17 protein-coding genes, 3 rRNA genes and 1 riboswitch are annotated in these 24,135 nt (G+C 67.7%); of the genes, 5 read left to right on the forward strand and 15 right to left on the reverse strand.

Features of this window, described 5'->3' with window-relative positions:
• Positions 1–194 precede the first annotated feature (194 nt).
• Both OHS17_RS04895 and OHS17_RS04900 read left to right on the forward strand, forming a co-directional pair.
• Positions 195–791, forward strand: coding sequence for a hypothetical protein (locus tag OHS17_RS04895; protein WP_161212326.1), 597 nt, complete (start codon positions 195–197; stop codon positions 789–791).
• A 321-nt stretch (positions 792–1,112) separates the two neighbouring features.
• On the forward strand, positions 1,113–1,319 hold the full coding sequence (locus OHS17_RS04900; RefSeq protein ID WP_026171781.1) for a DUF5999 family protein: 207 nt from the start codon (positions 1,113–1,115) through the stop codon (positions 1,317–1,319).
• Between the two features lie 73 nt (positions 1,320–1,392).
• Here OHS17_RS04900 and gcvP read toward each other — a convergent pair whose 3' ends face one another.
• The gene (gene gcvP, locus OHS17_RS04905; protein ID WP_330311210.1) at positions 1,393–4,278 is read right to left on the reverse strand and encodes an aminomethyl-transferring glycine dehydrogenase; all 2,886 of its coding nucleotides are present in this window, start codon (positions 4,276–4,278) and stop codon (positions 1,393–1,395) included.
• Between the two features lie 193 nt (positions 4,279–4,471).
• A riboswitch (glycine riboswitch) is annotated at positions 4,472–4,569 on the reverse strand.
• A 116-nt stretch (positions 4,570–4,685) separates the two neighbouring features.
• Between gcvP and OHS17_RS04910 the strand changes: the two genes are divergently transcribed.
• A complete protein-coding gene (locus tag OHS17_RS04910) occupies positions 4,686–5,054 on the forward strand; it encodes a PRC-barrel domain-containing protein (RefSeq protein ID WP_018105078.1) in 369 nt (122 codons plus the stop codon).
• On the opposite strand, the gene OHS17_RS04915 is transcribed toward OHS17_RS04910, so the two are convergent.
• The 13 genes from OHS17_RS04915 to OHS17_RS04975 all read right to left on the reverse strand — a co-directional run bounded on the left by OHS17_RS04915 (position 4,979) and on the right by OHS17_RS04975 (position 20,222).
• Complete coding sequence (locus tag OHS17_RS04915) at positions 4,979–6,439, reverse strand: DNA polymerase IV (protein ID WP_330311211.1); 1,461 nt, start codon at positions 6,437–6,439, stop codon at positions 4,979–4,981. The two genes, OHS17_RS04910 and OHS17_RS04915, sit on opposite strands and share 76 nt — an antisense overlap.
• 92 nt (positions 6,440–6,531) lie before the next feature.
• Entirely contained in the window at positions 6,532–7,149 is a 618-nt protein-coding gene (locus tag OHS17_RS04920; protein ID WP_330311212.1) for a MerR family transcriptional regulator, read from the reverse strand.
• Between the two features lie 167 nt (positions 7,150–7,316).
• Positions 7,317–7,793: a bifunctional nuclease family protein gene (locus OHS17_RS04925; RefSeq protein ID WP_026171779.1), complete on the reverse strand. Its 477-nt coding sequence runs from the start codon at positions 7,791–7,793 to the stop codon at positions 7,317–7,319.
• A 53-nt stretch (positions 7,794–7,846) separates the two neighbouring features.
• Positions 7,847–8,587, reverse strand: a complete 741-nt coding sequence (gene ftsR / locus OHS17_RS04930) for a transcriptional regulator FtsR (protein ID WP_330311213.1) — start codon at positions 8,585–8,587, stop codon at positions 7,847–7,849.
• A gap of 42 nt (positions 8,588–8,629) precedes the next feature.
• A complete protein-coding gene (locus tag OHS17_RS04935) occupies positions 8,630–9,493 on the reverse strand; it encodes an FHA domain-containing protein (RefSeq protein WP_234011940.1) in 864 nt (287 codons plus the stop codon).
• Positions 9,494–9,575: 82 nt separating this feature from the next.
• Positions 9,576–10,364 carry a DUF881 domain-containing protein gene (locus tag OHS17_RS04940; protein WP_330311214.1) on the reverse strand — a complete coding sequence of 263 codons (789 nt, stop codon included), beginning with the start codon at positions 10,362–10,364 and terminating at the stop codon, positions 9,576–9,578.
• A gap of 5 nt (positions 10,365–10,369) precedes the next feature.
• Positions 10,370–10,702 (reverse strand): small basic family protein, encoded by a 333-nt coding sequence (locus OHS17_RS04945; RefSeq protein WP_003970459.1) that lies wholly within the window; start codon positions 10,700–10,702, stop codon positions 10,370–10,372.
• Positions 10,699–11,601: a DUF881 domain-containing protein gene (locus OHS17_RS04950; protein WP_330311215.1), complete on the reverse strand. Its 903-nt coding sequence runs from the start codon at positions 11,599–11,601 to the stop codon at positions 10,699–10,701. Before OHS17_RS04950 ends, OHS17_RS04945 begins: the two co-directional genes overlap by 4 nt.
• A gap of 105 nt (positions 11,602–11,706) precedes the next feature.
• Complete coding sequence (locus OHS17_RS04955; RefSeq protein WP_073865053.1) at positions 11,707–14,202, reverse strand: mannose-1-phosphate guanyltransferase; 2,496 nt, start codon at positions 14,200–14,202, stop codon at positions 11,707–11,709.
• Between the two features lie 112 nt (positions 14,203–14,314).
• Positions 14,315–14,923 (reverse strand): CDP-alcohol phosphatidyltransferase family protein, encoded by a 609-nt coding sequence (locus tag OHS17_RS04960; protein ID WP_018105069.1) that lies wholly within the window; start codon positions 14,921–14,923, stop codon positions 14,315–14,317.
• A gap of 147 nt (positions 14,924–15,070) precedes the next feature.
• Positions 15,071–15,187, reverse strand: a 5S ribosomal RNA gene (gene rrf, locus OHS17_RS04965).
• 78 nt (positions 15,188–15,265) lie between these two features.
• Positions 15,266–18,391 (reverse strand): 23S ribosomal RNA (locus tag OHS17_RS04970).
• Positions 18,392–18,696: 305 nt separating this feature from the next.
• Positions 18,697–20,222, reverse strand: a 16S ribosomal RNA gene (locus OHS17_RS04975).
• Together the 16S, 23S and 5S rRNA genes form the textbook arrangement of a ribosomal RNA operon.
• Before the next feature lie 684 nt (positions 20,223–20,906).
• Here OHS17_RS04975 and OHS17_RS04980 point away from each other — a divergent pair.
• Both OHS17_RS04980 and ptsP read left to right on the forward strand, forming a co-directional pair.
• Complete coding sequence (locus OHS17_RS04980) at positions 20,907–21,356, forward strand: PTS sugar transporter subunit IIA (protein ID WP_026171635.1); 450 nt, start codon at positions 20,907–20,909, stop codon at positions 21,354–21,356.
• Between the two features lie 79 nt (positions 21,357–21,435).
• Positions 21,436–23,106, forward strand: a complete 1,671-nt coding sequence (gene ptsP, locus OHS17_RS04985; protein WP_330311216.1) for a phosphoenolpyruvate--protein phosphotransferase — start codon at positions 21,436–21,438, stop codon at positions 23,104–23,106.
• A gap of 68 nt (positions 23,107–23,174) precedes the next feature.
• Here ptsP and OHS17_RS04990 read toward each other — a convergent pair whose 3' ends face one another.
• Positions 23,175–24,122 (reverse strand): hypothetical protein, encoded by a 948-nt coding sequence (locus tag OHS17_RS04990; RefSeq protein ID WP_330311217.1) that lies wholly within the window; start codon positions 24,120–24,122, stop codon positions 23,175–23,177.
• Between the last annotated feature and the right edge of the window lie 13 nt (positions 24,123–24,135).

The raw sequence follows: 24,135 nt of genomic DNA on the forward strand, positions 1-24,135 counted from the left end.
GATACCGCCTTGCCGGCAATAGCCGTGGCGGCTAGTGGAAACACCGCGTGAACACGTGTCGTATAAACTCCGCGGACGAGGCAGAGAGTTGACGCACCGGCTCAGTCACCGGCCTCCTCTGGCCCCGCACGCCGACAACGCCGTCCGCACCCGCCCGCGCACCACCGTGTCTCCGAAGTGAGAGGCGACCCACTATGCCGCTGCATGTTCCCTTGGCCCCCGCGCCCGCGCTGCGCAGCGTCCTCGCGGCGCTCGGTTCACCGACCGCGGTCCGCGAGGCCCGCACGCCCGCCCTGCGGTCCGCACAGGGACCTCTGAGCCCCGAACACCCGCTCCCCGTCCATGTGCTGGGCGTCGCCCCGGGCGGGCTCGGACCCGCCACCCGGCTCGCCGCCTGGCGCTTCCAGATCCGCAGCTCGGAGCGGGCGGTGGCGGCGGCGGACACCATGCTCACCGCGGACGGCTGGGCCTTCTCGCACTTCTTCGAGGGCCCGTACATCGCCTCGACGGAGCTGGCACTGCGCCAGGCCGAGGGGATGAGCGGTCCCTACCAGCCGCGGCTGCTGTCCATCCCCGACCTGTACATGCTGGCCCTGTGGCTGCACGGCGACCCCACGGCGGACGCCTCCTGCGGCGCGCCGGGTCCGGACGACGTGCTCGTGCCTCTGTCCCCGGCGCCGCCCGGCTTCGCCGCCCACCGGCCGCACCGGGCCGCCGACCTGCTGCCGGTGATCACCACCCGCATCACGCCCGGCCCCGGTCCACTGCTGGGCTCGCCCGCCCCGGCCTGAGGCCGGCGGCCGCCCTCTCCGCGTGCTGTGCCCCGTCGCCCCGTCCGGCGGCGGGGCACAGCACGCGGTCGCGCGGAGGGCACCCGCCCATCCGGACTAGTCCCATCCGGCCACCCCGAACCACCCGAAGTGACAGTGCAGTTGAGTTGAACCGTCCGGGCGGGTGACGCGTCATGGGAGGAGTGGAAGCGCTGCGGCGAAATCCCTGCGGATTGTCGCCCGTGGGGCAACACTGGGATTCGACCGATCGATACGGGGGCGGTCATGAACACCTCTTCACACCGCAGGTCACTCAACTCGACGCAGCGAAAGAACCCATCCATGTGCCAGCATCAGCCACCCTGCCCGACAGCCGACTCAGCCGACCGGGAAGCCGCCCGCCAGGTGGCCCACCACCCGGAGCAGGGCTGGAGCCTGCTGTGCAACGGCGTCCTGCTCTTCGAGGACACCGGTGAGCTGCTTCCGGACGGGCAGATCATCGCCCCGCACAGGCCCCTGGCGGCGAGCGGGGTCGTCAAAGCCGCCTGAGCGGACCGTACGGAAAAGAAGAAGGGGCCGGCCCGGAGAAGAGTCTCCGCACCGGCCCCGACGCATGTCCGCGTCAGTTGTCGTACTCGTCCAGGGGCGGGCACGAGCAGACGAGGTTGCGGTCACCGAACGCACCGTCGATCCGGCGCACCGGCGGCCAGTACTTGTCGGCGGCCGAGACACCGGCCGGGAAGACCGCGACCTCGCGGCTGTACGCGTGCTCCCACTCCCCGCCGAGCGCGGCGGCGGTGTGCGGGGCGTTGGCGAGCGGGTTGTCGTCCGCGCTCCACTCCCCCGACGCGACCTTCTCGATCTCGGCGCGGATCGCGATCATCGTGTCGCAGAAGCGGTCCAGCTCCGCGAGGTCCTCGCTCTCGGTCGGCTCGATCATCAGCGTCCCGGCGACCGGGAACGACATGGTCGGCGAGTGGAACCCGTAGTCGATGAGCCGCTTGGCGACGTCGTCGATGCTGACGCCGGTCGCCTTGGAGATCGGGCGCAGGTCCACGATGCACTCGTGCGCGACCAGACCGGCCGGGCCGTTGTACAGGATCGGGTAGTGCGGCTCCAGGCGCTTGGCGATGTAGTTGGCCGCGAGCACGGCGACCTGCGTCGCGCGCTTCAGGCCCTCGCCGCCCATCAGGCGTACGTACGCCCACGAGATGGGGAGGATGCCGGCGGAGCCCCACGGGGCCGCCGAGATCGGACCGACGCCCGTCTCCGGGCCCGCCGCGGGCTGGAGCGGGTGGTTGGGCAGGTACGGCGCCAGGTGCGCGCGCACCCCGACCGGGCCGACGCCGGGGCCGCCGCCGCCGTGCGGGATGCAGAAGGTCTTGTGCAGGTTGAGGTGCGAGACGTCGCCGCCGAACCGGCCGGGCTTGGCCAGGCCGACCAGCGCGTTGAGGTTGGCGCCGTCGACGTAGACCTGACCGCCGGCGTCGTGCACCTCGGCGCAGATGTCGGCGACGTGCTCCTCGAAGACGCCGTGCGTCGACGGGTAGGTGATCATGAGCACGGCCAGCTCGTCGCGGTACTGCGCGATCTTGGCGCGCAGGTCCTCGATGTCGACCTCGCCGTCGTCGGCGGTCTTGACGACGACCACCTTCATGCCGGCCATCACGGCGCTCGCGGCGTTGGTGCCGTGCGCGGAGGACGGGATCAGACACACGGTCCGGTTCTCGTCGCCGTTGGCGCGGTGGTACGCGCGGACGGCCAGCAGCCCCGCGAACTCGCCCTGCGATCCGGCGTTCGGCTGGAGGGACACCGCGTCGTAACCGGTGACCTCGGCCAGCCGCTCCTCCAGCTCGCGGATCAGCGTCAGGAAGCCCTGCGCCTGCTCGGCGGGCGCGAACGGGTGCAGCGCGCCGAACTCGGGCCAGGTGATCGACTCCATCTCGGCGGTCGCGTTCAGCTTCATCGTGCAGGAGCCGAGCGGGATCATGCCGCGGTCCAGCGCGTAGTCGCGGTCGGCGAGCTTACGCAGGTAGCGCAGCATCGCGGTCTCGGACCGGTGCTGGTGGAAGACCGGGTGGGTGAGGATCGTGTCGGTGCGCAGCAGCGCCTCGGGCAGCGTGTCCTCGGTGGTGGCGTCCAGCGCCTCGACGTCCCCGTCGGCACCGAAGGCGGCCCAGACGGCGGCGACCTGGGTGCGGGTCGTCGTCTCGTCGCAGGCCAGCGAGATGGTGTCGGCGTCGACCAGGCGCAGGTTGACCCCGCGCTCCCGGGCGTCGGCGAGGACCTCGCCCGCCCGGCCGGGGACGCGGACGGTGAGCGTGTCGAAGTGGGCGCCGGTCACCACGTCGACCCCGGCGGCGCGCAGGCCCGCCGCGAGGATCGCGGCGTAGCGGTGGGTGCGCCGGGCGATCGTGCGCAGGCCCTCGGGGCCGTGGTAGACGGCGTACATGCCGGCCATGACGGCGAGCAGCACCTGAGCGGTGCAGATGTTGCTGGTGGCCTTCTCGCGGCGGATGTGCTGCTCGCGGGTCTGGAGGGCCAGGCGGTACGCCTTGTTGCCGTCGGCGTCCACGGAGACGCCGACCAGGCGGCCGGGGAGGCTGCGGGCGAACTTGTCGCGGACCGCCATGTAGCCGGCGTGCGGGCCGCCGAAGCCCATCGGGACGCCGAAGCGCTGCGTGGTGCCGACGGCGATGTCGGCGCCCAGCTCGCCGGGCGAGGTGAGCAGCGTGAGGGCCAGCAGGTCGGCGGCGACGGTGACGATCGCGCCCAGCTCGTGCGCCTGGTCGATGACGGGCTTGAGGTCCCGGACGGCCCCGGAGGCGCCGGGGTACTGGAGGAGCACGCCGAAGACGCCGCGCTCGGCGACCTCGGCCGGGATGCCGTCGGTGAGGTCGGCGACGACGACCTCGACGCCGGTCGGCTCGGCGCGGGTCTCGATGACGGCGACGGTCTGCGGCAGGGTGTCGGCGTCGACCAGGAAGACGCCGTTCTTGACCTTGCCGACGCGCCGGGCGAGCGCCATGGCCTCGGCGCCGGCGGTGCCCTCGTCGAGCAGCGAGGCGCCGGAGGTGGGCAGGCCGGTGAGCTCGGCCACCATCGTCTGGAAGTTCAGCAGGGCTTCGAGGCGGCCCTGCGAGATCTCGGGCTGGTACGGCGTGTAGGCCGTGTACCAGGCGGGGTTCTCCATGACGTTGCGCAGGATCACCGGCGGGGTGAACGTGCCGTAGTAGCCGAGCCCGATCATCGGGGCGAGGACCTGGTTGCGGTCGGCGAGCCGGCGGAGCTCGGCCAGCACCTCGGCCTCGGTCCGGGCCCCCGGCAGGGCCAGCGCCTCGGCGCTCTTGATCACGTCGGGCACGGCGGCCGCGGTCAGCTCGTCCAGCGAGCCGTAACCGACCTGGGCGAGCATCTTCGCCTGCGCCTCGGCGTCGGGGCCGATGTGGCGCTGTTCGAACGGAATGCCCTGTTCCAGCTGCGTGAGCGGGGTGCGACGGGGGGTCATGGTGGAGGCCTCCTGGTCTGTCACGACCTGCGAAGGGCACCACGGCGCCGGGTGCCCTGACGGCCTCCCCCTCTGTCATCTCAACCTGAGAGCTTCACCGGCACCACGCGGGCGCCGGCTTTCACCGTCGGTGAGGGAGAGGTTCCGTACGGCCCATCGGCCGCGCGCAACCCGCCCTGCTTTCCAGAGTGACCTCGTCCGTGCGGTACGGGGGCCTGAGAGATTCCGGGGAGGATTTGCTCCTTCGGCGTCCTCCGGATGGGCTCCGGACGACTCTCCCGCACGGGGTCAGCAGCCATGACCAGCCTACCAGCGGGGTACACGACGAGAATTCTCGAGTGGCCAAGACCACGGAACTGCATTTCTGTAGTCCCTGTGGACCAGCCGCGACCAGTGTGGGAGGGACCGTGCAGACCGACATCGACCCGCGCAGCCTGATCGGCCGCAAGGCCTTCGACCGCAAGGGCACCAAGATCGGAACCGTGGACGAGGTGTACCTCGACGACGCGACCGGGGTCCCCGAATGGGCGGCCGTGCGCACCGGGCTCTTCAGCCGTGACGCCTTCGTCCCGCTGGAGCCCAGCGAGTTCGTGGACGAGACCCTGCGCGTCCCCTTCGACCGGGCGCTGATCAAGGACGCACCCGACTTCGGCGTGGGCCGCCACCTCTCCCCGGAGCAGGAGCTCCAGCTCTACCGGCACTACGGCCTGGACGCCGCCCCCGGCGCCCCGGCCCCCGACCGCGACTTCGGGCGGCTGGCGGGCCAGGAGGAGTAGTCCGGCGGGTCCGGGACGAGCGGCAGGGGGTCGGCGGCCCGAAGCGCTGGATCGTCCACGCGGAACGTACGCACACGGCCGGGTGCCGTCGCCCCCGGCTCCTCGAACCGCACGGTCACCCGCCCGACCCCGCTCCCCTGCACCCACCCGTGTCCGTGGACCTCATGGTGCACGTCGTGCCCCGCCGGCCAGCGCCGCGCCGCGAGCTGCTCGGCGGCCTCCTCCGGCCCGGGCCCGTCGTCCACGGCCCCCTCGGCGTCCTCCTGCGGCCGCGCCCCGTCGTCGTCCGGGAGGGCCGCCGCCGCCCGCTCACCGGCGGCCTGGGCGAACAGGTCCTCCTGGGTGTAGTCGGCGAGCCCCGTGACGCCGACGCCCAGCAGCCGCACCCCGCCCGTGGTGTCCACGGCCTCCAGGAGCCGGGCGGCGGCCTCCCGGACGACCGCGGGGTCGTCCGTGGGGCCGCGCAGCGTCTCGGAGCGGGTCAGCGTGGAGAAGTCGTACCGGCGCACCTTGAGCACCACCGTGCGCCCGGAGCGCCCCGCACCCCTCAGCCGCTGGACGCACCGGTCGGCCAGCCGCTCCACCTCGGTGCGCACCCGGACGCGGTCGTGCAGGTCCACCTCGAAGGTGTCCTCGACGGAGACGGACTTCGCGTCCCGCTCCGCGACCACGGGCCGGTCGTCGTGGCCGGAGGCCATCCGGTGCAGCGCGGCGCCGTGCGCCTTGCCCAGCAGCCGTATGAGCTCCGCCTCGCCCGCCTCGGCGAGGTCGTTGACGGTCGTCATGCCGGCGCGGCGCAGATGGTCCGCCGTGGCGGGGCCGACGCCGGGCAGGGTGCGCACCGGCATGGGCGCCAGGTGCGCCCGCTCGGTGCCGGGCTCGATGAGGCGCATCCCGTCGGGCTTGGCCTCCTCGGAGGCGATCTTGGCCAGCATCTTGGATCCGGCGAGCCCGACGGATCCGCTCAGTCCGGTGACCGCCAGGATGGCTTCGCGCAGCTCCCGGCCGATCTCCAGGGCGGAGGCGGTGTCGTCGGCGGTGCCGCCCGCTTCGAGGTCCACGAAGGCCTCGTCCAGGCTGAGCGGTTCCACCAGCGGCGAGAGCCGGCCGAGCAGCTCCATGACCTGGTCGCTCACCGCGCGGTACAGCGTGAAGCGCGGGACCAGATAGGCGGCGTTCGGCGCGAGCCGTCTGGCCTGCGCCATCGGCATCGCGGAATGCACCCCGAAGCGCCGTGCCTCGTACGAGGCGGTCGCGACGACCCCGCGCGTCCCGAGCCCGCCCACCACGACGGGTTTGCCGCGCAGGCTGGGCTTCGCCGCCTGCTCCGCGGAGGCGTAGAAGGCATCCATGTCCAGATGCAGGATGGTGGGCGCGGCTCTCACACCAGCCGATGTTGCCCTACAGCACTGACAATCGCCGCGTCATCACGGCCCCGGCCCCCGCGATTCCCGCCCCGGGAGGCGTCCTCAGGGGCTCAGACGGCCCGGTTGCGGCGCCGCGCGAGCTCGTCGGCCGGGTTGTGCCCGATCAGCGTCTCGCCGGTGTCCACGCGCTCCCCGTGCAGCTGCGACAGGGCGGCGTCCACGTCCCGCCAGACGACTCCGACGGCGATGCCGAAGACGCCCTGGCCGCCCTGGAGCAGATCGACCACCTCGGCGGGCGAGGAGCACTCGTAGACCGTGGCCCCGTCGCTCATCAGCGTCATCCGCTCCAGGTCCTGGAAACCGCGGGCCCGCAGATGCTGGACGGTGGTCCGGATGTTCTGGAGCGCCACGCCCGTGTCGAGGAAGCGCTTCACGATCTTCAGCAGGACGACGTCCCGGAAGCTGTAGAGCCGCTGCGTGCCCGACCCGTACGCCGGACGGACGCTCGGCTCCACCAGGCCGGTACGCGCCCAGTAGTCCAGTTGCCGGTACGTGATCCCCGCCGCCGCGCACGCCGTGGGCCCGCGATAACCGATGTCCTCGGTCGATGCCACGCCGTCCCCCGCCACCGCAGCCGGCGACGCCGACTGCGGGATGGTCCGGCCGGCCGTACTCCCCTGCTGCGAATACGGCGCACCCGCTGCCGTACCGTCGCCGCTGCTTCTCACGCCGACCTCCGTCCTTGACCTGCCCACTCGAAGGTAGGCAGTCACCCGGGGTGCGTCAACGATCGCCACACTCGGCACGCCGAGTGATAATCACCCTGAGGGTGGTTTCGCGTGACCGTTGACGGGGAAAGGCTCACCGGATGTGCCGGTGGCCGCCGCCAAAGACGTCACTGGCTGTTGTTCGTCCCGAAGTCCTCCGGAGAGATCTGGTCGAGGAACTCGCGGAACTTCTCCACCTCGTCCTCCTGCTCGTCGGGGATCGCGATCCCCGCGTCGTCCAGCACCCCGTCACTGCCGTAGATCGGCGTGCCGGTGCGCAGAGCGAGGGCTATGGCGTCGGAAGGCCGCGCGCTTACCTCGACACCGCCGGCGAAGACCAGCTCCGCGTAGAAAACCCCTTCGCGGAGGTCCGTGATCCGGACCTCGGTGAGCTCCTGGCCGACGGCCTCGAGCACATCCTTGAAGAGATCATGGGTCAGCGGCCTGGCCGGAGCCATGCCCTGCTGAGCGAAGGCGATCGCGGTCGCCTCACCAGGACCGATCCAAATGGGGAGGTACCGGTCGCCTCCCACTTCACGCAGGAGCACGATCGGTTGGTTGGAGGGCATTTCCACCCGGACACCCACAACGTCGAGCTCGTTCACACAGCAACCCTAGGACGTGCTCGGCAGGTTTGGGTAGTCGGGCTGGTCCGCCTTCAGCGGAGCCGCACCTGCAGAGCGGTCTGTACGAGCGCGGAGTGCAGCCGTACGGACAGCTCCGCCAGCTCCTTCGCGGTCGCCTCCGCATGCGCTCTGGTCTGCGGATTCCGGTGCCGGCGCAGCGGCGCGACCATCTGCTCGATGAGCCCGGCCTCCCGGTCCGCGGCGGCCCGTACGGCCCTGAGGTGACGAGGTTCCAGACCGAATCGCCCCAGTTCCGCCACAAGCCTGGCGACGGTCACCATGTCGGCGTCGTATCCTCCGTCCGCCGCGGGGACGACCAGGCCGTACGACTCCCAGTCGTCCAGGTCGCTCTCGGTGACCTCGGCGGCCACCAGGAGCTCGGCGCGGCCGATGCGAGCGGCCGTGGCCCGGCCCGGCAGCCCGGCCGGCTCACCGTCCGCCTGCTGCGGCTCGCCGTCGGGGGACGGCAGGGCCACCTGCTCGCCGCGGGCGAGGGCGTCCAGATGCTCGCGGATGACCTTCAGCGGCAGGTAGTGGTCCCGCTGCATCCGGAGCACCTGGGCGAGCCGCTCGACGTCCGCGGCGACGAACTTCCGGTAGCCGGAGGGGGTCCGCTGCGGTTCGACCAGCCCTTCGGCCTCCAGGAAGCGGATCTTGGAGATGGTGACCTCGGGGAACTCCTCCTGCAGTTGCAGGAGCACCGTGCCGATGCTCATCGGCCGGCCGTCGGCGGCGGTGCCGTGTCGGGCACCGCCGCTCGGTGTTCTCAGCATGGACCTTCCTGGGGTTCCCCCCGGACGGTGTCCGGGGGCGGGTCAGATGCCCCGCTGGCTCGCGTAGAAGACCAGCCGGTACTTGCCGATCTGCACTTCGTCACCGTTGGACAGGGCGACGGAGTCGATCCGCTCACGGTTGACATAGGTGCCGTTGAGGCTGCCGACGTCCCCGACCGTGAAGCTGCCGTCGGCACCCCGGCGGAACTCCACATGACGGCGGGAGACCGTCACGTCGTCCAGGAAGATGTCGCTCTGCGGGTGACGGCCGGCCGTGGTCAGCTCGCCGTCCAGCAGGAAGCGGCTGCCGCTGTTCGGGCCGCGGCGGACCACCAGGAGCGCCGAGCCGAGCGGCAGGGCGTCGACGGCGGCCTGCGCCTCGGGCGACAGCGACGGCACGGCGGTCTGGCCGGTGGCCTCCGCCTCGTACGCCTCAAGACCCGAGATCGAGATGGTCGACGTCGTCTCCGAGGCGCGCTCCGGAGCCCCGCCCCGCAGCGGCGCACCGCAGTTGGAGCAGAAACGGCTGGCCTCGGCGTTGCGGTGGCCGCACCTCGTACACACCGGCATGGACGAAGCCTCCTGGCTCGGGGCTCCGAAACCTATGCGGCCGGGACCGGCAGGGTCAACGGACGACGCGCCGGGACCGCCCGGGTAGTCACCCCCCTGGCCTGACACCTGGTCGCGGAAGAGCGGGCGCTCCGCGCCCTGCTCGTCGGGCTGACCATGGCGCGGCGCGCGATGACGTGCGTTCTCATCGCGGGCGCTCTTGCCGAACAACTTCCCAAACAACTTCACGGGCGATTCCCCTTGACCGAAACAGACCCGCCCGTGGGGCAGGACGAACCCTGAATGAACACACCTGCCGACCCGGACATCTTCACAACGTCCGTATCCACTCGACAGTTTCCACCACGCGCCACGATTACGATGCGGCGACCCCCCGCAACCGTCCGCTCGTGTTCCCCGACGCCCGGGCGCCCGGGGATCACTGGCCCGACGACCGAGCGTAGTCAGGCCGCTCCGCCGGTCGCAAGGCGTCCACGACAATGTCGTCGGCCCGCAGCACATGCACGGTGGCCTGCTCCTTCTCCAGCGTCTGCACCACACCTCCGGGGATGTTCAGCGCCGGTTCCAGATCCTGCGGCTTGCCGATGACCTTGAAGACGTACGGGGCGGTGATCTTGCGCCCGTCGACCTTGACGGCGCCCGCGTCACCGGAGAAGTACGTATTGGCCACCACCCGGATGCCGTTGACCTCGACGGCCTCGGCGCCGGCCGCCCTGAGCTCCTGCAGGGCGTCGAGCAGCATGTCGGGCCGCACGGCGCCGCCGGGGTCGTTGACCGTCATGGTGATCCCGGGGCCGTGGGCCGCCACGGTCCCGGCGAGCACACCGAGTTGCCGCTCCTTCTCGACCGTCTGCTTCCGGGCCTCCTCGGCCTGGTCGGAGCTGTTCTCCAGCTCCGTGCGCTGGGCGTCGAGGCGCTGCTTCTCGTCCTCCAGCCGCTGCGTGCGGTCGTCCACCTCGTCCAGGATGCGCACCAGGTCCTCCTGGCGCGCGCCGCGCAGGGCGTTGCTGTCGCTGTTGGACCGCACCTGGATGGCGAGCCCGAGGCCGAGGCCGAACAGGAGGACGGCGACGATGAGTTGGGCTCGGGTCACCCGGGGCGGCCAGAGACCGGCGATCAGCCGGCGGCGCCCGGTGAGCTCCTGCGGGGCATCCGGCCGGGGCTCCCCGCCGTGGTCGGGGCTCTCGTTGAAGTCGTCGTTGCTCATCGGCATCAGGCCCGGAAGACGTGCCGGCGGATCGCCGCGGCGTTGGAGAAGATCCGGATGCCCAGCACGACCACCACACCCGTGGAGAGCTGGGCGCCGACGCCCAGCTTGTCGCCCAGGAAGACGATGAGGGCCGCCACGACCACGTTCGAGAGGAACGAGACCACGAAGACCTTGTCGACGAAGATGCCGTCGAGCATGGCCCTCAGCCCGCCGAACACCGCGTCGAGCGCGGCGACGACGGCGATGGGGAGATAAGGCTCGACCACCGCCGGAACTTCGGGCCGGACCAACAGTCCGACCACGACTCCCACGACGAGGCCCAGTACGGCGATCACGATGTGTCCTTCTCAGTGTCTGCGGCCTTGTATGGCTCTGCTGTCCGTACGATCAGGCTCGGAGCGGCCGGAAGGCTCAGCTTCTCCTGGACGGAGATGCTGGTCCGGATGTCGAAGGTGTCCTTCAGCGCCTGCAGGTACTGGCCGTCGGCACTGCTCCGGAAGGCCGCACCCAGCTTCTTGCCGTCCCCCACCGCGAGCACCGAGTACGGGGGCACGAGCGGTTTGTTGTCGACCAGTATGGCGTCGCCCGCGGCCCGGATCGCCGACAGGGCCGTCAGCCGCTGTCCGTTGATGGCGATGGCCTCCGCGCCGGACTCCCACAACCCGTTCACGACGCGCTGCATGTCCCGGTCCCTGACCCGCCCGGTGTCGGAGAAGCCGCTGGTTTCGCGGGGTCCGCCGCCGCCCTGGTCGGTGTCCTCGGCGTCGTCCACGACGACCTTGAGCCCCGGCCCGTGCACGGGCGTCGCTCCGGAGAGCAGCGCCACCAGCTCGGCCTGGTCCCCCCCGTGTTCCTGGAGGGCCTTGCGCTGCCGGCTGCTGACGTCGTCGCGGACTTCCTCCACCTGAGTTTCCAGGGTGTCGGCCGCCGCCGTCTCGGCGTCGATGCGGTCGATCAGCTCCTGCTTCTCCTTGGCCAGGACCGGCGCGGTCACCCGCGCCTGGGCGGCGCCGAGCGTGACGACCAGGGCCGCGAGGACCAGACAGGCGGCGAGACCGAGCTTGGCCTTGAGCGTACGGGGCATGCCCGTGCGCCCCTCGGCCGCCCGCCGCGCCGCCGCTTCGGCGTAGCCGTCGTCCAGGCTGTGTTCCATCACATTGGTCAGCAGCAGCATGGACGCGTCGGGGCGCTTGGGCGGCGGGGCCGTGCTCCGACCGGGGGGCTGCTGCGACATGCCGCACATCGTCGCATGTCGCGGCGGCTTACGCCGAATGGCCCCACCGATGGACGGGCGGTCGCGGGGACGGGCGGTGCGTCCGCCCGTCCCCGCGACCCCGTCTCAGTTGCCCGCGCTGTCCACGACCGCCGCCCACTCGTCCAGCAGCGCCTCGGCGGAGGCGTCGTCGGGCCCCTCGGCCCACAGGTGGGTGACGGCTTCCGCCGGATCCGGCAGCACCATGACCCAGCGCCCGTCCGCCTCCACGACCCGTACGCCGTCCGTCGTGTCGACGTCCCGGTCGCCGGCCGCCTCCACGACCCGGCGCATGACCAGACCCTTCACGGCCCACGGTGTGGCCAGGTCGCGGCGCAGGACGTGGGCGCGCGGGATACGGGCGTCGATCTGGCTCAGCGTGAGCTGGGTCCTGGCGACGAGCCCGATGAGCCGCACGAATGCGGCCGTGCCGTCGAAGACACTGGCGAATTCGGGAACGATGAAGCCGCCGCGTCCGTCTCCTCCGAAGATGGTGCCTTCCTCACGCCCCACCCGGGTCAGGTCGTCCGGCGACGTGGTCGTCCACTCGACCTGCGTGCCGTGGTACGCGGCGACCTGCTCGGCGACCCTCGTCGTGGTGACCGGGAGCGCCACCCGCCCGCTGCGCCGCTCGGCGGCGACGAGGTCGAGCATGACCAGCAGGGCCCGGTCGTCCTCCACGATCCGGCCGCGCTCGTCCACCAGGGACAGCCGCTCGCCGACGGGGTCGAAGCGGACGCCGAAGGCCGCCCGCGCCGAGGAGACGATCTCGCCCAGGCGCACGAGGCCCTTGCGCCGGGCCTCGGCCGTTTCGGTCGGCCGGGATTCGTCAAGACCGGGGTTGATGGTGAGCGCGTCCACGCCCAGCCGCCCCAGGAGGCTAGGCAGCACGAGCCCCGCGCTGCCGTTGGACGCGTCGACCACGACCTTCAGCTGGGCATCGGCGATCCCGGTGGTGTCCACGTTGCGCAGGAGGGACCCGGTGTACGAGTCGAAGACGCTGGACGGGAAGTAGATGTCGCCGATCTCGCCGGGGAAGGCCCGCCGGTACTCCTGCCTGGCGTAGACGCGGTCCAGCTTCCGCTGCCGCGCCTGGGAGAGGTCCGCTCCGCGTTCGTCGAAGAACATGATGTCGACGGAGTCGGGCACACCCTGCGATGTACGGATCATGATCCCGCCGGCACTGCCGCGCGCGGTCTGCTGACGCGCGACGGGCAGCGGTACGTTCTCCAGGTCCCGTACGTCGATGGCGCTGGCCTGGAGCGCGGAGATCACGGCCCGCTTGAGCGCCCGGGCGCCTCGGGAGTGGTCCCGGGCGGTGGTGACGGTGGAGCCCTTCTTGAGCGTCGTCGCGTAGGCACCGGCCAGCCTGACGGCGAGTTCCGGGGTGATCTCGACGTTCAGGATCCCGGAGACGCCGCGCGCCCCGAAGAGATGGGCCTGACCGCGGGACTCCCAGATCACCGAGGTGTTGACGAAGGCGCCGGCCTCGATGGTCTTGAAGGGGTACACGCGGACGTTGCCCTGGATGATGGATTCCTCACCGACGAGGCATTCGTCGCCGATGACGGCGCCGTCCTCGATCCGGGAGGCGCGCATGATGTCGGTGTTCTTGCCGACGACGCAGCCGCGCAGGTTGCTGTGGTCGCCGACATACACGTTGTCGTGGACCACGGCCTTGTGCAGGAAGGCGCCGCTCTTGACGACCACGTTCGACCCGATGACCGTGTGCTCGCGGATCTCCACGCCGGCTTCGACCTTGGCGTAGTCCCCGATGTAGAGCGGGCCCCGCAGTACGGCGTCGGGGTGCACGTCGGCGCCTTCGGCCACCCAGACCCCGGGCGAGATCTCGAAGCCGTCGATCTCGACGTCGACCTTGCGCTCCAGCACGTCGGCCTGGGCCTTCACATAGCTCTCGTGGGTGCCCACGTCCTCCCAGTAGCCCTCGGCGACATAGCCGTAGATGGGCTTGCCTTCCTTCATGAGCTGCGGGAAGACATCCCCGGACCAGTCCACGGAGGCGTCGGCCTCGACGTAGTTGAAGACCTCGGGCTCCATGACGTAAATGCCCGTGTTCACGGTGTCCGAGAAGACCTGGCCCCAGGTCGGCTTTTCCAGGAAGCGTTCGACCTGGCCTTGCTCGTCCACGATCGTGATCCCGAATTCAAGGGGATTGGGGACGCGGGTGAGGCAGACGGTGACCAGACCGCCCTTCTCCTTGTGGAAAGCAATGAGGTCCGTGAGGTCGAAGTCGGTGAGCGCGTCACCGGAAATGACGAGGAAGGTGTCGTCCTTCAGCGCCTCTTCGGCGTTCTTCACGCTGCCGGCGGTGCCGAGCGGCTTCTCCTCGTTGGCATAGCTCAGCTCCATGCCGAGCTCTTCGCCGTCCCCGAAGTAATTCTTGACCAGGGAGGCGAGGAACTGGACGGTCACGACCGTCTCATTGAGCCCGTGCCGTTTCAGCAGCCGGAGCACATGCTCCATGATCGGCCGATTGGCCACGGGCAGGAGCGGTTTGGGCATGCTCGAGGTCATGGGGCGAAGACGAGTGCCTTCGCCGCCAGCCATCACGACGGCCTTCATGTCGGAAACGTCCTCCTTGAGAGACGACGGTCGAGCCGACTTCACCCGTCAGAGCAGCTTCTGTTTCATCAGCCGCGGGCCGGCGACGCTGCACGGCACCACATCAGCGAGCTCAATCGGCTACTGCATCCGCCTTGACCAGGCGGCGGACCTGAACCACGTACAAGATTCCTGCCCACCAATAGAGGGTTGTACCCCACCCTGCGAACGCCCATCCGAAAACGGTGGCCACCTCTGCCAGCCAACCATGCCCGTCGCTGAGCAGCAACAAGGGGAATGCGTACATGAGGTTGAACGTCGCGGCCTTGCCCAGGAAGTTCACCTGGGGCGGCGGATAGCCGTGCCGGCGCAGGATTCCCACCATCACGAGGAGCATGAGCTCGCGGGCGAGCAGGGCGATCGTCAGCCAGAGCGGCAGGATCTCGCGCCAGGTGAGTCCGACGAGGGTGGAAAGAATGTAGAGCCGGTCGGCGGCGGGGTCGAGAAGCCGTCCGAGGCTGCTGATCTGGTTCCAGCGGCGAGCGAGCTTGCCGTCGAGGTAGTCACTGACCCCGCTGAACATCAGGACCAGCAAAGCCCAGCCGTCGCTCTGGGGCCCGCCGAACTCGGGGCGGAGAATCAGCCACAGGAAGACAGGTACGCCGACCAGGCGCAACATGCTGAGGATGTTGGGGATGGTGAGTACCCGGTCCGTCTGAACGCGGGTCTCCTGGACCTCCACCCGGGGGCCTCCTGTGTCAAGAACGTGCCAATGATGCCCCCTGACCCTACCCTCAGCCCGGGCCGGCGGGTGCAGAGGGGTGCCGGGCACCCCCACAAACGCGAAAAAGCCCCGTGCCACAAGGGCACGGGGCTCTTCCTAAAAGGAGTTCGGCGGCGTCCTACTCTCCCACAGGGTCCCCCCTGCAGTACCATCGGCGCTGAAAGGCTTAGCTTCCGGGTTCGGAATGTAACCGGGCGTTTCCCTAACGCAATGACCACCGAAACACTATGAAATTGAACCAACCGGATGAAAACACGGCTGTTCGTTATTTCAGAACTAACACAGTGGACGCGAGCAACTGAGGACAAGCCCTCGGCCTATTAGTACCAGTCAGCTCCACCCGTTACCGGGCTTCCACATCTGGCCTATCAACCCAGTCGTCTACTGGGAGCCTTAACCCTTCAAGAGGGTGGGAATACTCATCTCGAAGCAGGCTTCCCGCTTAGATGCTTTCAGCGGTTATCCTTTCCGAACGTAGCCAACCAGCCATGCCCTTGGCAGAACAACTGGCACACCAGAGGTTCGTCCGTCCCGGTCCTCTCGTACTAGGGACAGCCCTTCTCAATATTCCTACGCGCACAGCGGATAGGGACCGAACTGTCTCACGACGTTCTAAACCCAGCTCGCGTACCGCTTTAATGGGCGAACAGCCCAACCCTTGGGACCGACTCCAGCCCCAGGATGCGACGAGCCGACATCGAGGTGCCAAACCATCCCGTCGATATGGACTCTTGGGGAAGATCAGCCTGTTATCCCCGGGGTACCTTTTATCCGTTGAGCGACAGCGCTTCCACAAGCCACTGCCGGATCACTAGTCCCGACTTTCGTCCCTGCTCGACCCGTCGGTCTCACAGTCAAGCTCCCTTGTGCACTTACACTCAACACCTGATTGCCAACCAGGCTGAGGGAACCTTTGGGCGCCTCCGTTACTCTTTAGGAGGCAACCGCCCCAGTTAAACTACCCATCAGACACTGTCCCTGATCCGGATCACGGACCCAGGTTAGACATCCAGCACGACCAGAGTGGTATTTCAACGACGACTCCACAACCACTGGCGTGGCCGCTTCAAAGTCTCCCACCTATCCTACACAAGCCGAACCGAACACCAATATCAAACTATAGTAAAGGTCCCGGGGTCTTTCCGTCCTGCTGCGCGAAACGAGCATCTTTACTCGTAGTGCAATTTCACCGGGCCTATGGTTGAGACAGTCGAGAAGTCGTTACGCCATTCGTGCAGGTCGGAACTTACCCGACAAGGAATTTCGCTACCTTAGGATGGTTATAGTTACCACCGCCGTTTACTGGCGCTTAAGTTCTCAGCTTCGCCACCCCGAAGAGCAGCTAACCGGTCCCCTTAACGTTCCAGCACCGGGCAGGCGTCAGTCCGTATACATCGCCTTACGGCTTCGCACGGACCTGTGTTTTTAGTAAACAGTCGCTTCTCGCTGGTCTCTGCGGCCACCCCCAGCTCACCGAGTAAATCGGATCACCAGTGATGGCCCCCCTTCTCCCGAAGTTACGGGGGCATTTTGCCGAGTTCCTTAACCATAGTTCACCCGAACGCCTCGGTATTCTCTACCTGACCACCTGAGTCGGTTTAGGGTACGGGCCGCCATGAAACTCGCTAGAGGCTTTTCTCGACAGCATAGGATCATCCACTTCACCACAATCGGCTCGGCATCAGGTCTCAGACTTATATGCACGACGGATTTGCCTACCGTGCGTCCTACACCCTTACCCCGGGACAACCACCGCCCGGGCTGGACTACCTTCCTGCGTCACCCCATCGCTTACCTACTACAAGTCTGGTTCGTCGGCTCCACCACTACCCTCAACTCCGAAGAGATCGGGCCGGCTTCACGGACTTAGCATCGCCTGATTCAGTACTGGGCGTTTCAAAGCGGGTACCGGAATATCAACCGGTTGTCCATCGACTACGCCTGTCGGCCTCGCCTTAGGTCCCGACTTACCCTGGGCAGATCAGCTTGACCCAGGAACCCTTAGTCAATCGGCGCACACGTTTCTCACGTGTGTATCGCTACTCATGCCTGCATTCTCACTCGTGAACCGTCCACAACTCGCTTCCGCGGCTGCTTCACCCGGCACACGACGCTCCCCTACCCATCCCAACAGGCGTTAGCCCTTCATGCTGGAATGACACGACTTCGGCGGTACGCTTGAGCCCCGCTACATTGTCGGCGCGGAATCACTTGACCAGTGAGCTATTACGCACTCTTTCAAGGGTGGCTGCTTCTAAGCCAACCTCCTGGTTGTCTCTGCGACTCCACATCCTTTCCCACTTAGCGTACGCTTAGGGGCCTTAGTCGATGCTCTGGGCTGTTTCCCTCTCGACCATGGAGCTTATCCCCCACAGTCTCACTGCCGCGCTCTCACTTACCGGCATTCGGAGTTTGGCTAAGGTCAGTAACCCGGTAGGGCCCATCGCCTATCCAGTGCTCTACCTCCGGCAAGAAACACACGACGCTGCACCTAAATGCATTTCGGGGAGAACCAGCTATCACGGAGTTTGATTGGCCTTTCACCCCTAACCACAGGTCATCCCCCAGGTTTTCAACCCTGGTGGGTTCGGTCCTCCACGAAGTCTTACCTCCGCTTCAACCTGCCCATGGCTAGATCACTCCGCTTCGGGTCTAGAGCGTGCAACTCAAACGCCCTATTCGGACTCGCTTTCGCTACGGCTTCCCCACACGGGTTAACCTCGCTACACACCGCTAACTCGCAGGCTCATTCTTCAAAAGGCACGCAGTCACGACGCACCGAGCAAGCTCGATGCGCGACGCTCCCACGGCTTGTAGGCACACGGTTTCAGGTACTATTTCACTCCGCTCCCGCGGTACTTTTCACCATTCCCTCACGGTACTATCCGCTATCGGTCACCAGGGAATATTTAGGCTTAACGGGTGGTCCCGCCAGATTCACACGGGATTTCTCGGGCCCCGTGCTACTTGGGTGTCTCTCAAACGAGCCGTTGATGTTTCAGCTACGGGGGTCTTACCCTCTACGCCGGACCTTTCGCATGTCCTTCGCCTACACCAACGGTTTCTGACTCGTCTCACAGCCGGCAGACTATGAAAGAGAGATCCCACAACCCCGCATGCGCAACCCCTGCCGGGTATCACACGCATACGGTTTGGCCTCATCCAGTTTCGCTCGCCACTACTCCCGGAATCACGGTTGTTTTCTCTTCCTGAGGGTACTGAGATGTTTCACTTCCCCTCGTTCCCTCCACACTGCCTATGTGTTCAGCAGCGGGTGACAGCCCATGACGACTGCCGGGTTTCCCCATTCGGACACCCCCGGATCAAAGCTCGGTTGACAGCTCCCCGGGGCCTATCGTGGCCTCCCACGTCCTTCATCGGTTCCTGGTGCCAAGGCATCCACCGTGCGCCCTTAAAAACTTGGCCACAGATGCTCGCGTCCACTGTGCAGTTCTCAAACAACGACCAGCCACCCACCACCCCACCCTCACGGGCGAGTTCACTGGGGCCGGCAACCGAAGGACAGACTCAAACGAGCCCGTACCTTCAGATACCCAACAGCGTGCCCGACCCGACCAGTTGTTCCTACACGTTCCACGCCGAAGCAGTACTAGTGACAAACAACTTGTCGTGCCGAGTAGTCAACGTTCCACCCATGAGCTACCAGCACCGAACATTCGCCGGTGTTCTGGCCTCTGACCAAGCAAAGCTTGGTAAGAAGTGCTCCTTAGAAAGGAGGTGATCCAGCCGCACCTTCCGGTACGGCTACCTTGTTACGACTTCGTCCCAATCGCCAGTCCCACCTTCGACAGCTCCCTCCCACAAGGGGTTGGGCCACCGGCTTCGGGTGTTACCGACTTTCGTGACGTGACGGGCGGTGTGTACAAGGCCCGGGAACGTATTCACCGCAGCAATGCTGATCTGCGATTACTAGCAACTCCGACTTCATGGGGTCGAGTTGCAGACCCCAATCCGAACTGAGACCGGCTTTTTGAGATTCGCTCCGCCTCGCGGCATCGCAGCTCATTGTACCGGCCATTGTAGCACGTGTGCAGCCCAAGACATAAGGGGCATGATGACTTGACGTCGTCCCCACCTTCCTCCGAGTTGACCCCGGCAGTCTCCTGTGAGTCCCCATCACCCCGAAGGGCATGCTGGCAACACAGAACAAGGGTTGCGCTCGTTGCGGGACTTAACCCAACATCTCACGACACGAGCTGACGACAGCCATGCACCACCTGTACACCGACCACAAGGGGGGCACCATCTCTGATGCTTTCCGGTGTATGTCAAGCCTTGGTAAGGTTCTTCGCGTTGCGTCGAATTAAGCCACATGCTCCGCTGCTTGTGCGGGCCCCCGTCAATTCCTTTGAGTTTTAGCCTTGCGGCCGTACTCCCCAGGCGGGGAACTTAATGCGTTAGCTGCGGCACCGACGACGTGGAATGTCGCCAACACCTAGTTCCCAACGTTTACGGCGTGGACTACCAGGGTATCTAATCCTGTTCGCTCCCCACGCTTTCGCTCCTCAGCGTCAGTAATGGCCCAGAGATCCGCCTTCGCCACCGGTGTTCCTCCTGATATCTGCGCATTTCACCGCTACACCAGGAATTCCGATCTCCCCTACCACACTCTAGCCTGCCCGTATCGACTGCAGACCCGGGGTTAAGCCCCGGGCTTTCACAACCGACGTGACAAGCCGCCTACGAGCTCTTTACGCCCAATAATTCCGGACAACGCTTGCGCCCTACGTATTACCGCGGCTGCTGGCACGTAGTTAGCCGGCGCTTCTTCTGCAGGTACCGTCACTTTCGCTTCTTCCCTGCTGAAAGAGGTTTACAACCCGAAGGCCGTCATCCCTCACGCGGCGTCGCTGCATCAGGCTTTCGCCCATTGTGCAATATTCCCCACTGCTGCCTCCCGTAGGAGTCTGGGCCGTGTCTCAGTCCCAGTGTGGCCGGTCGCCCTCTCAGGCCGGCTACCCGTCGTCGCCTTGGTAGGCCATTACCCCACCAACTAGCTGATAGGCCGCGGGCTCATCCTTCACCGCCGGAGCTTTCAACCTTCTCCCAGGAGGGAGAAAGTATTATCCGGTATTAGACCCCGTTTCCAGGGCTTGTCCCAGAGTGAAGGGCAGATTGCCCACGTGTTACTCACCCGTTCGCCACTAATCCACCCCGAAGGGCTTCATCGTTCGACTTGCATGTGTTAAGCACGCCGCCAGCGTTCGTCCTGAGCCAGGATCAAACTCTCCGTGAATGTTTTCCCGTAATCGGGAGACACATCACGAGAGCGGAACGAACAAGGTCGGAATATGACCCGTCGTCCACTGCGTCCTCGCTGTGTTTTGCCTACCTAGTCAATGACTCGGCAGGGCTTTCAAAGGAACCACCAACCTGCCGAAGCAGGCCGGGGTATCAACATATCTGGCGTTGACTTTTGGCACGCTGTTGAGTTCTCAAGGAACGGACGCTTCCTTTGTACTCACCCCTGCGGGCTTTCCTCCGGGCGCTTCCCTTCGGTCTTGCGTTTCCGACTCTATCAGACTCTTTCGTGTCCGATTCCCGGTCGAAGCGGGTCAAGCGATTTCCGCTTTCCAGTTCTTCGCTTTCGCGTTTCCCTTTCCGGCGGGTCAGACACTATCAAACCTTTCCGGTCCCTCTGACCGGCCCCCGCAGACATGCGGGTGCCCGATTTCGGGTTAGGGTTTGGGCTCAATAGCCGTTGCCGACCCCCGACTCAAAGTCGCGTTGGGGCCAGGCAGGAGTACGACAGTACAGGCAGCCGGTAGTCGAGGCAAATCGTTTCCGGTGCGCCCCTAGGTCCTCGAACCGTCAGGACTCGGGCGGAACCGGGACTTCTTATGACTTACGCTGCTGAGCAGTACGCCGTCCTCCTGTCCAGCCGCGGCGGCACCTTCGAAGCTCCACTGGGAGGCCCCCCATGACCACTGTGACGTCCCCTCTTGCCGGACGTGCCGTTGGGCTCGCTGCCGTACCCGACCCCGTCTTCGCCGGCGCGATGGTCGGTCCCGGTACCGCTATCGACCCCGTCCGCGAGCCCTCCGAGGCGGTTTCCCCCGTCGACGGAGTCATCGTCTCCCTCCACCCGCACGCCTTCGTGGTGGTCGACAGCGACGGTCACGGTGTGCTCACGCACCTGGGCATCGACACGGTCCAGCTCAACGGCGAGGGCTTCGAGCTGCTCGTGAGCAAGGGCGACACCGTCACCCGAGGTCAGGCCGTCGTCCGGTGGGACCCCTCCGCCGTCGAGAAGGCCGGCAAGTCCCCGGTGTGCCCGATCGTGGCGCTGGAAGCGACGGCCGAGTCCCTCTCGGGCCTCGTGGAGTCCGGCGACGTCGCGGCCGGCGACGCGCTGTTCGGCTGGCAGTAACGCGATCGGCGCAGTGACAGCCGACTGGATATCCACCACCGCGGAGGCAACGGCCACCGCACGACCGGAGACGGGTGAAATGGAGACAACGCTGCGAGGCGTAGGCGTGAGCCACGGTGTGGCGATCGGCGAGGTACGGCACATGGGCACCGCGGTGCTCGAACCGCCGGCCAAGCAGATCCCCGCCGATGAGGCCGAGCGCGAGCAGGGGCGGGCCCGGCAGGCCGTGGAGGCCGTGGCCGCCGACCTCATCGCGCGCGGCAACCTGGCCGGTGGCGAGGCCCAGCATGTGCTGGAGGCCCAGGCCATGATGGCCCAGGACCCCGAGCTCATGGCCGATGTCGAACGCCGCATCGCCGTCGGTAGCACCGCCGAGCGCGGCGTGTACGACGCGTTCGCCTCGTACCGCGCACTCCTGGCCGGCGCCGGGGAGTACCTGGCGGGCCGGGTCGCCGACCTCGACGACGTCCGGAACCGCATCGTGGCGCGGCTGCTCGGTGTGCCGATGCCCGGCGTGCCGGACAGCGACGAGCCCTACGTCCTGATCGCCCGGGACCTCGCCCCCGCCGACACGGCGCTGCTGGACCCCGCGCTGGTCCTCGGCTTCGTCACCGAGGAGGGCGGGCCGACCAGCCACAGCGCCATCCTGGCCCGGGCGCTCGGTGTCCCGGCCGTGGTGGCCCTGCCCGGGGCCGGTGAGCTGGCCGAGGGCACGCTCATCGCCGTGGACGGCAGCACCGGCGAGATCTTCGTCGAGCCGAGCGACGCCAAGCGGGCGGAGCTGGAGAGCGCCGCCGCCGCGCGCAAGGCCGCGCTGACCGCCGCGACGGGCCCCGGTGCCACGTCGGACGGTCACAAGGTGCCGCTGCTCGCCAACGTCGGCGGTCCCGCCGACGTGCCGGCGGCCGTGGAGGCGGGTGCGGAGGGCGTCGGCCTGTTCCGTACGGAGTTCCTCTTCCTGGACGACAGCAAGCAGGCGCCGTCCGAGGAGAAGCAGATCGCCGCGTACCGCGCGGTGCTCGAGGCCTTCCCTGAGGGCCGCGTCGTGGTGCGCGTACTGGACGCGGGCGCGGACAAGCCGCTCGACTTCCTGACCCCGGCGGACGAGCCGAACCCGGCGCTGGGTGTGCGCGGGCTGCGGAGCCTGCTGGACCACCCGGATGTGCTGCGTACGCAGCTGACCGCGCTGTCGAAGGCTGCCGAGGGGCTGCCCGTCTACCTCGAGGTCATGGCGCCCATGGTGGCCGACCGCGCGGACGCCAAGGCTTTCGCCGACGCCTGCCGCGAGGCCGGGCTGAACGCGAAGTTCGGCGCGATGGTCGAGATCCCGTCCGCCGCGCTGCGAGCGCGCTCGGTGCTGCAGGAGGTGGAGTTCCTGTCGCTGGGCACCAACGACCTGGCGCAGTACACCTTCGCGGCCGACCGTCAGGTGGGTGCCGTCTCCCGGCTCCAGGACCCGTGGCAGCCGGCGCTGCTGGATCTGGTCGCGCTGTCCGCCGACGCCGCGAAGGCCGAGGGCAAGAGCTGTGGTGTCTGTGGTGAGGCGGCCTCCGATCCGCTGCTCGCCTGTGTGCTGACGGGTCTGGGTGTGACGTCCCTGTCGATGGGTGCGGCGTCCATTCCCTACGTCCGCGCCACGCTGGCCAAGTACACGCTGGCGCAGTGCGAGCGGGCCGCTTCGGCCGCGCGTGCGGCCGACTCCGCCGAAGAAGCGCGCCGGGCGGCGCAGGCGGTGCTGTCGGGCGAGTAGTCCGGGAGCGGACGACGCGAGGTGAAGGGGCTTTCCGCCGGGGACCGGCGGAAAGCCCCTTCGTCGTCTCAGCGGTGCTCCTCCGGTTCGTCCGCGCCGATGTCGAAGCCCGCGCAGTACTCCACACCGGACTCGGGGGCGACGGGCTCGCCCGTGTCCGCGTCGGTGCAGTAGGCGCTGAAGACCTCGCCGGCGGTGAGCGGGTCGAGGTTGCCCCGGCTCAGCCGCCAGCCGTGCACCCGGTCCGGGGCGCCGGGGTTGCTCGTACGCAGGACGACTCCGCCGTGGCTCTCCAGGGCGATGGCGACGGCGAGGACGCTCACGAACTCGGCGCCCTCCGAGGTGTCGAGCAGGACGGACCCGGCGGTGCGGCGGTCGGTGTGCAGGGCGGCGAGCAGTTGGTCGTTCTCCGTGGGGGTGCTGCACACCAGGTGGTGGGTGCCGGGTCCGGCCGCGTCCAGGGTGCGTTCCAGGAGGTGGGAGGCGCGGTCGAAGGCGGCCTGGCCGACGTCCCGGCCGCAGTCCGCGCAGTCGCCGAGGCCGGCCAGGAGCATGGTGGCGTACTCCCAGGTGGCCCGGCGGACCGCGCGGCCGACGAGCACCTGGATGAGGGCGTCCAGGGGCTGCCCTTCATAGGTGACGGTGGCTCCGCAGGCGGCGATCTCCGCGGTGAAGCGGCTGCGGCCTGCCGGGGTGTCGGGGGCGATCCCGGCCTCCGCGCAGTACTGCGCGTACTCCAGGGGGTCGAAGAGGGCGACCGTCGTGTGCACGCCCTGTGCGGTGAGGGCCTTGAGCAGGGCCTCGACCTGTTCCAGATAGACGCCGTGGTCGTCGAAGGTGAAGGTGCGGAAGCGGCGCATCGCCGCGAAGTCCTCCTCATCGGTCAACAGGCCGATGGTGGTGGGTGCTTCGCGGCGCAGCGTGCGTCGCATAGTGGTCGTCACGGTCCGTCCGTGGACGGTGGTCCGCTTGTTCCTTGTCTGCGCCATGATGTCCCCCAGTGCGCTGCCGATCATTGCTCACTCAGAG

The organism is Streptomyces sp. NBC_00523 (assembly GCF_036346615.1).
GTDB lineage: Bacteria > Actinomycetota > Actinomycetes > Streptomycetales > Streptomycetaceae > Streptomyces.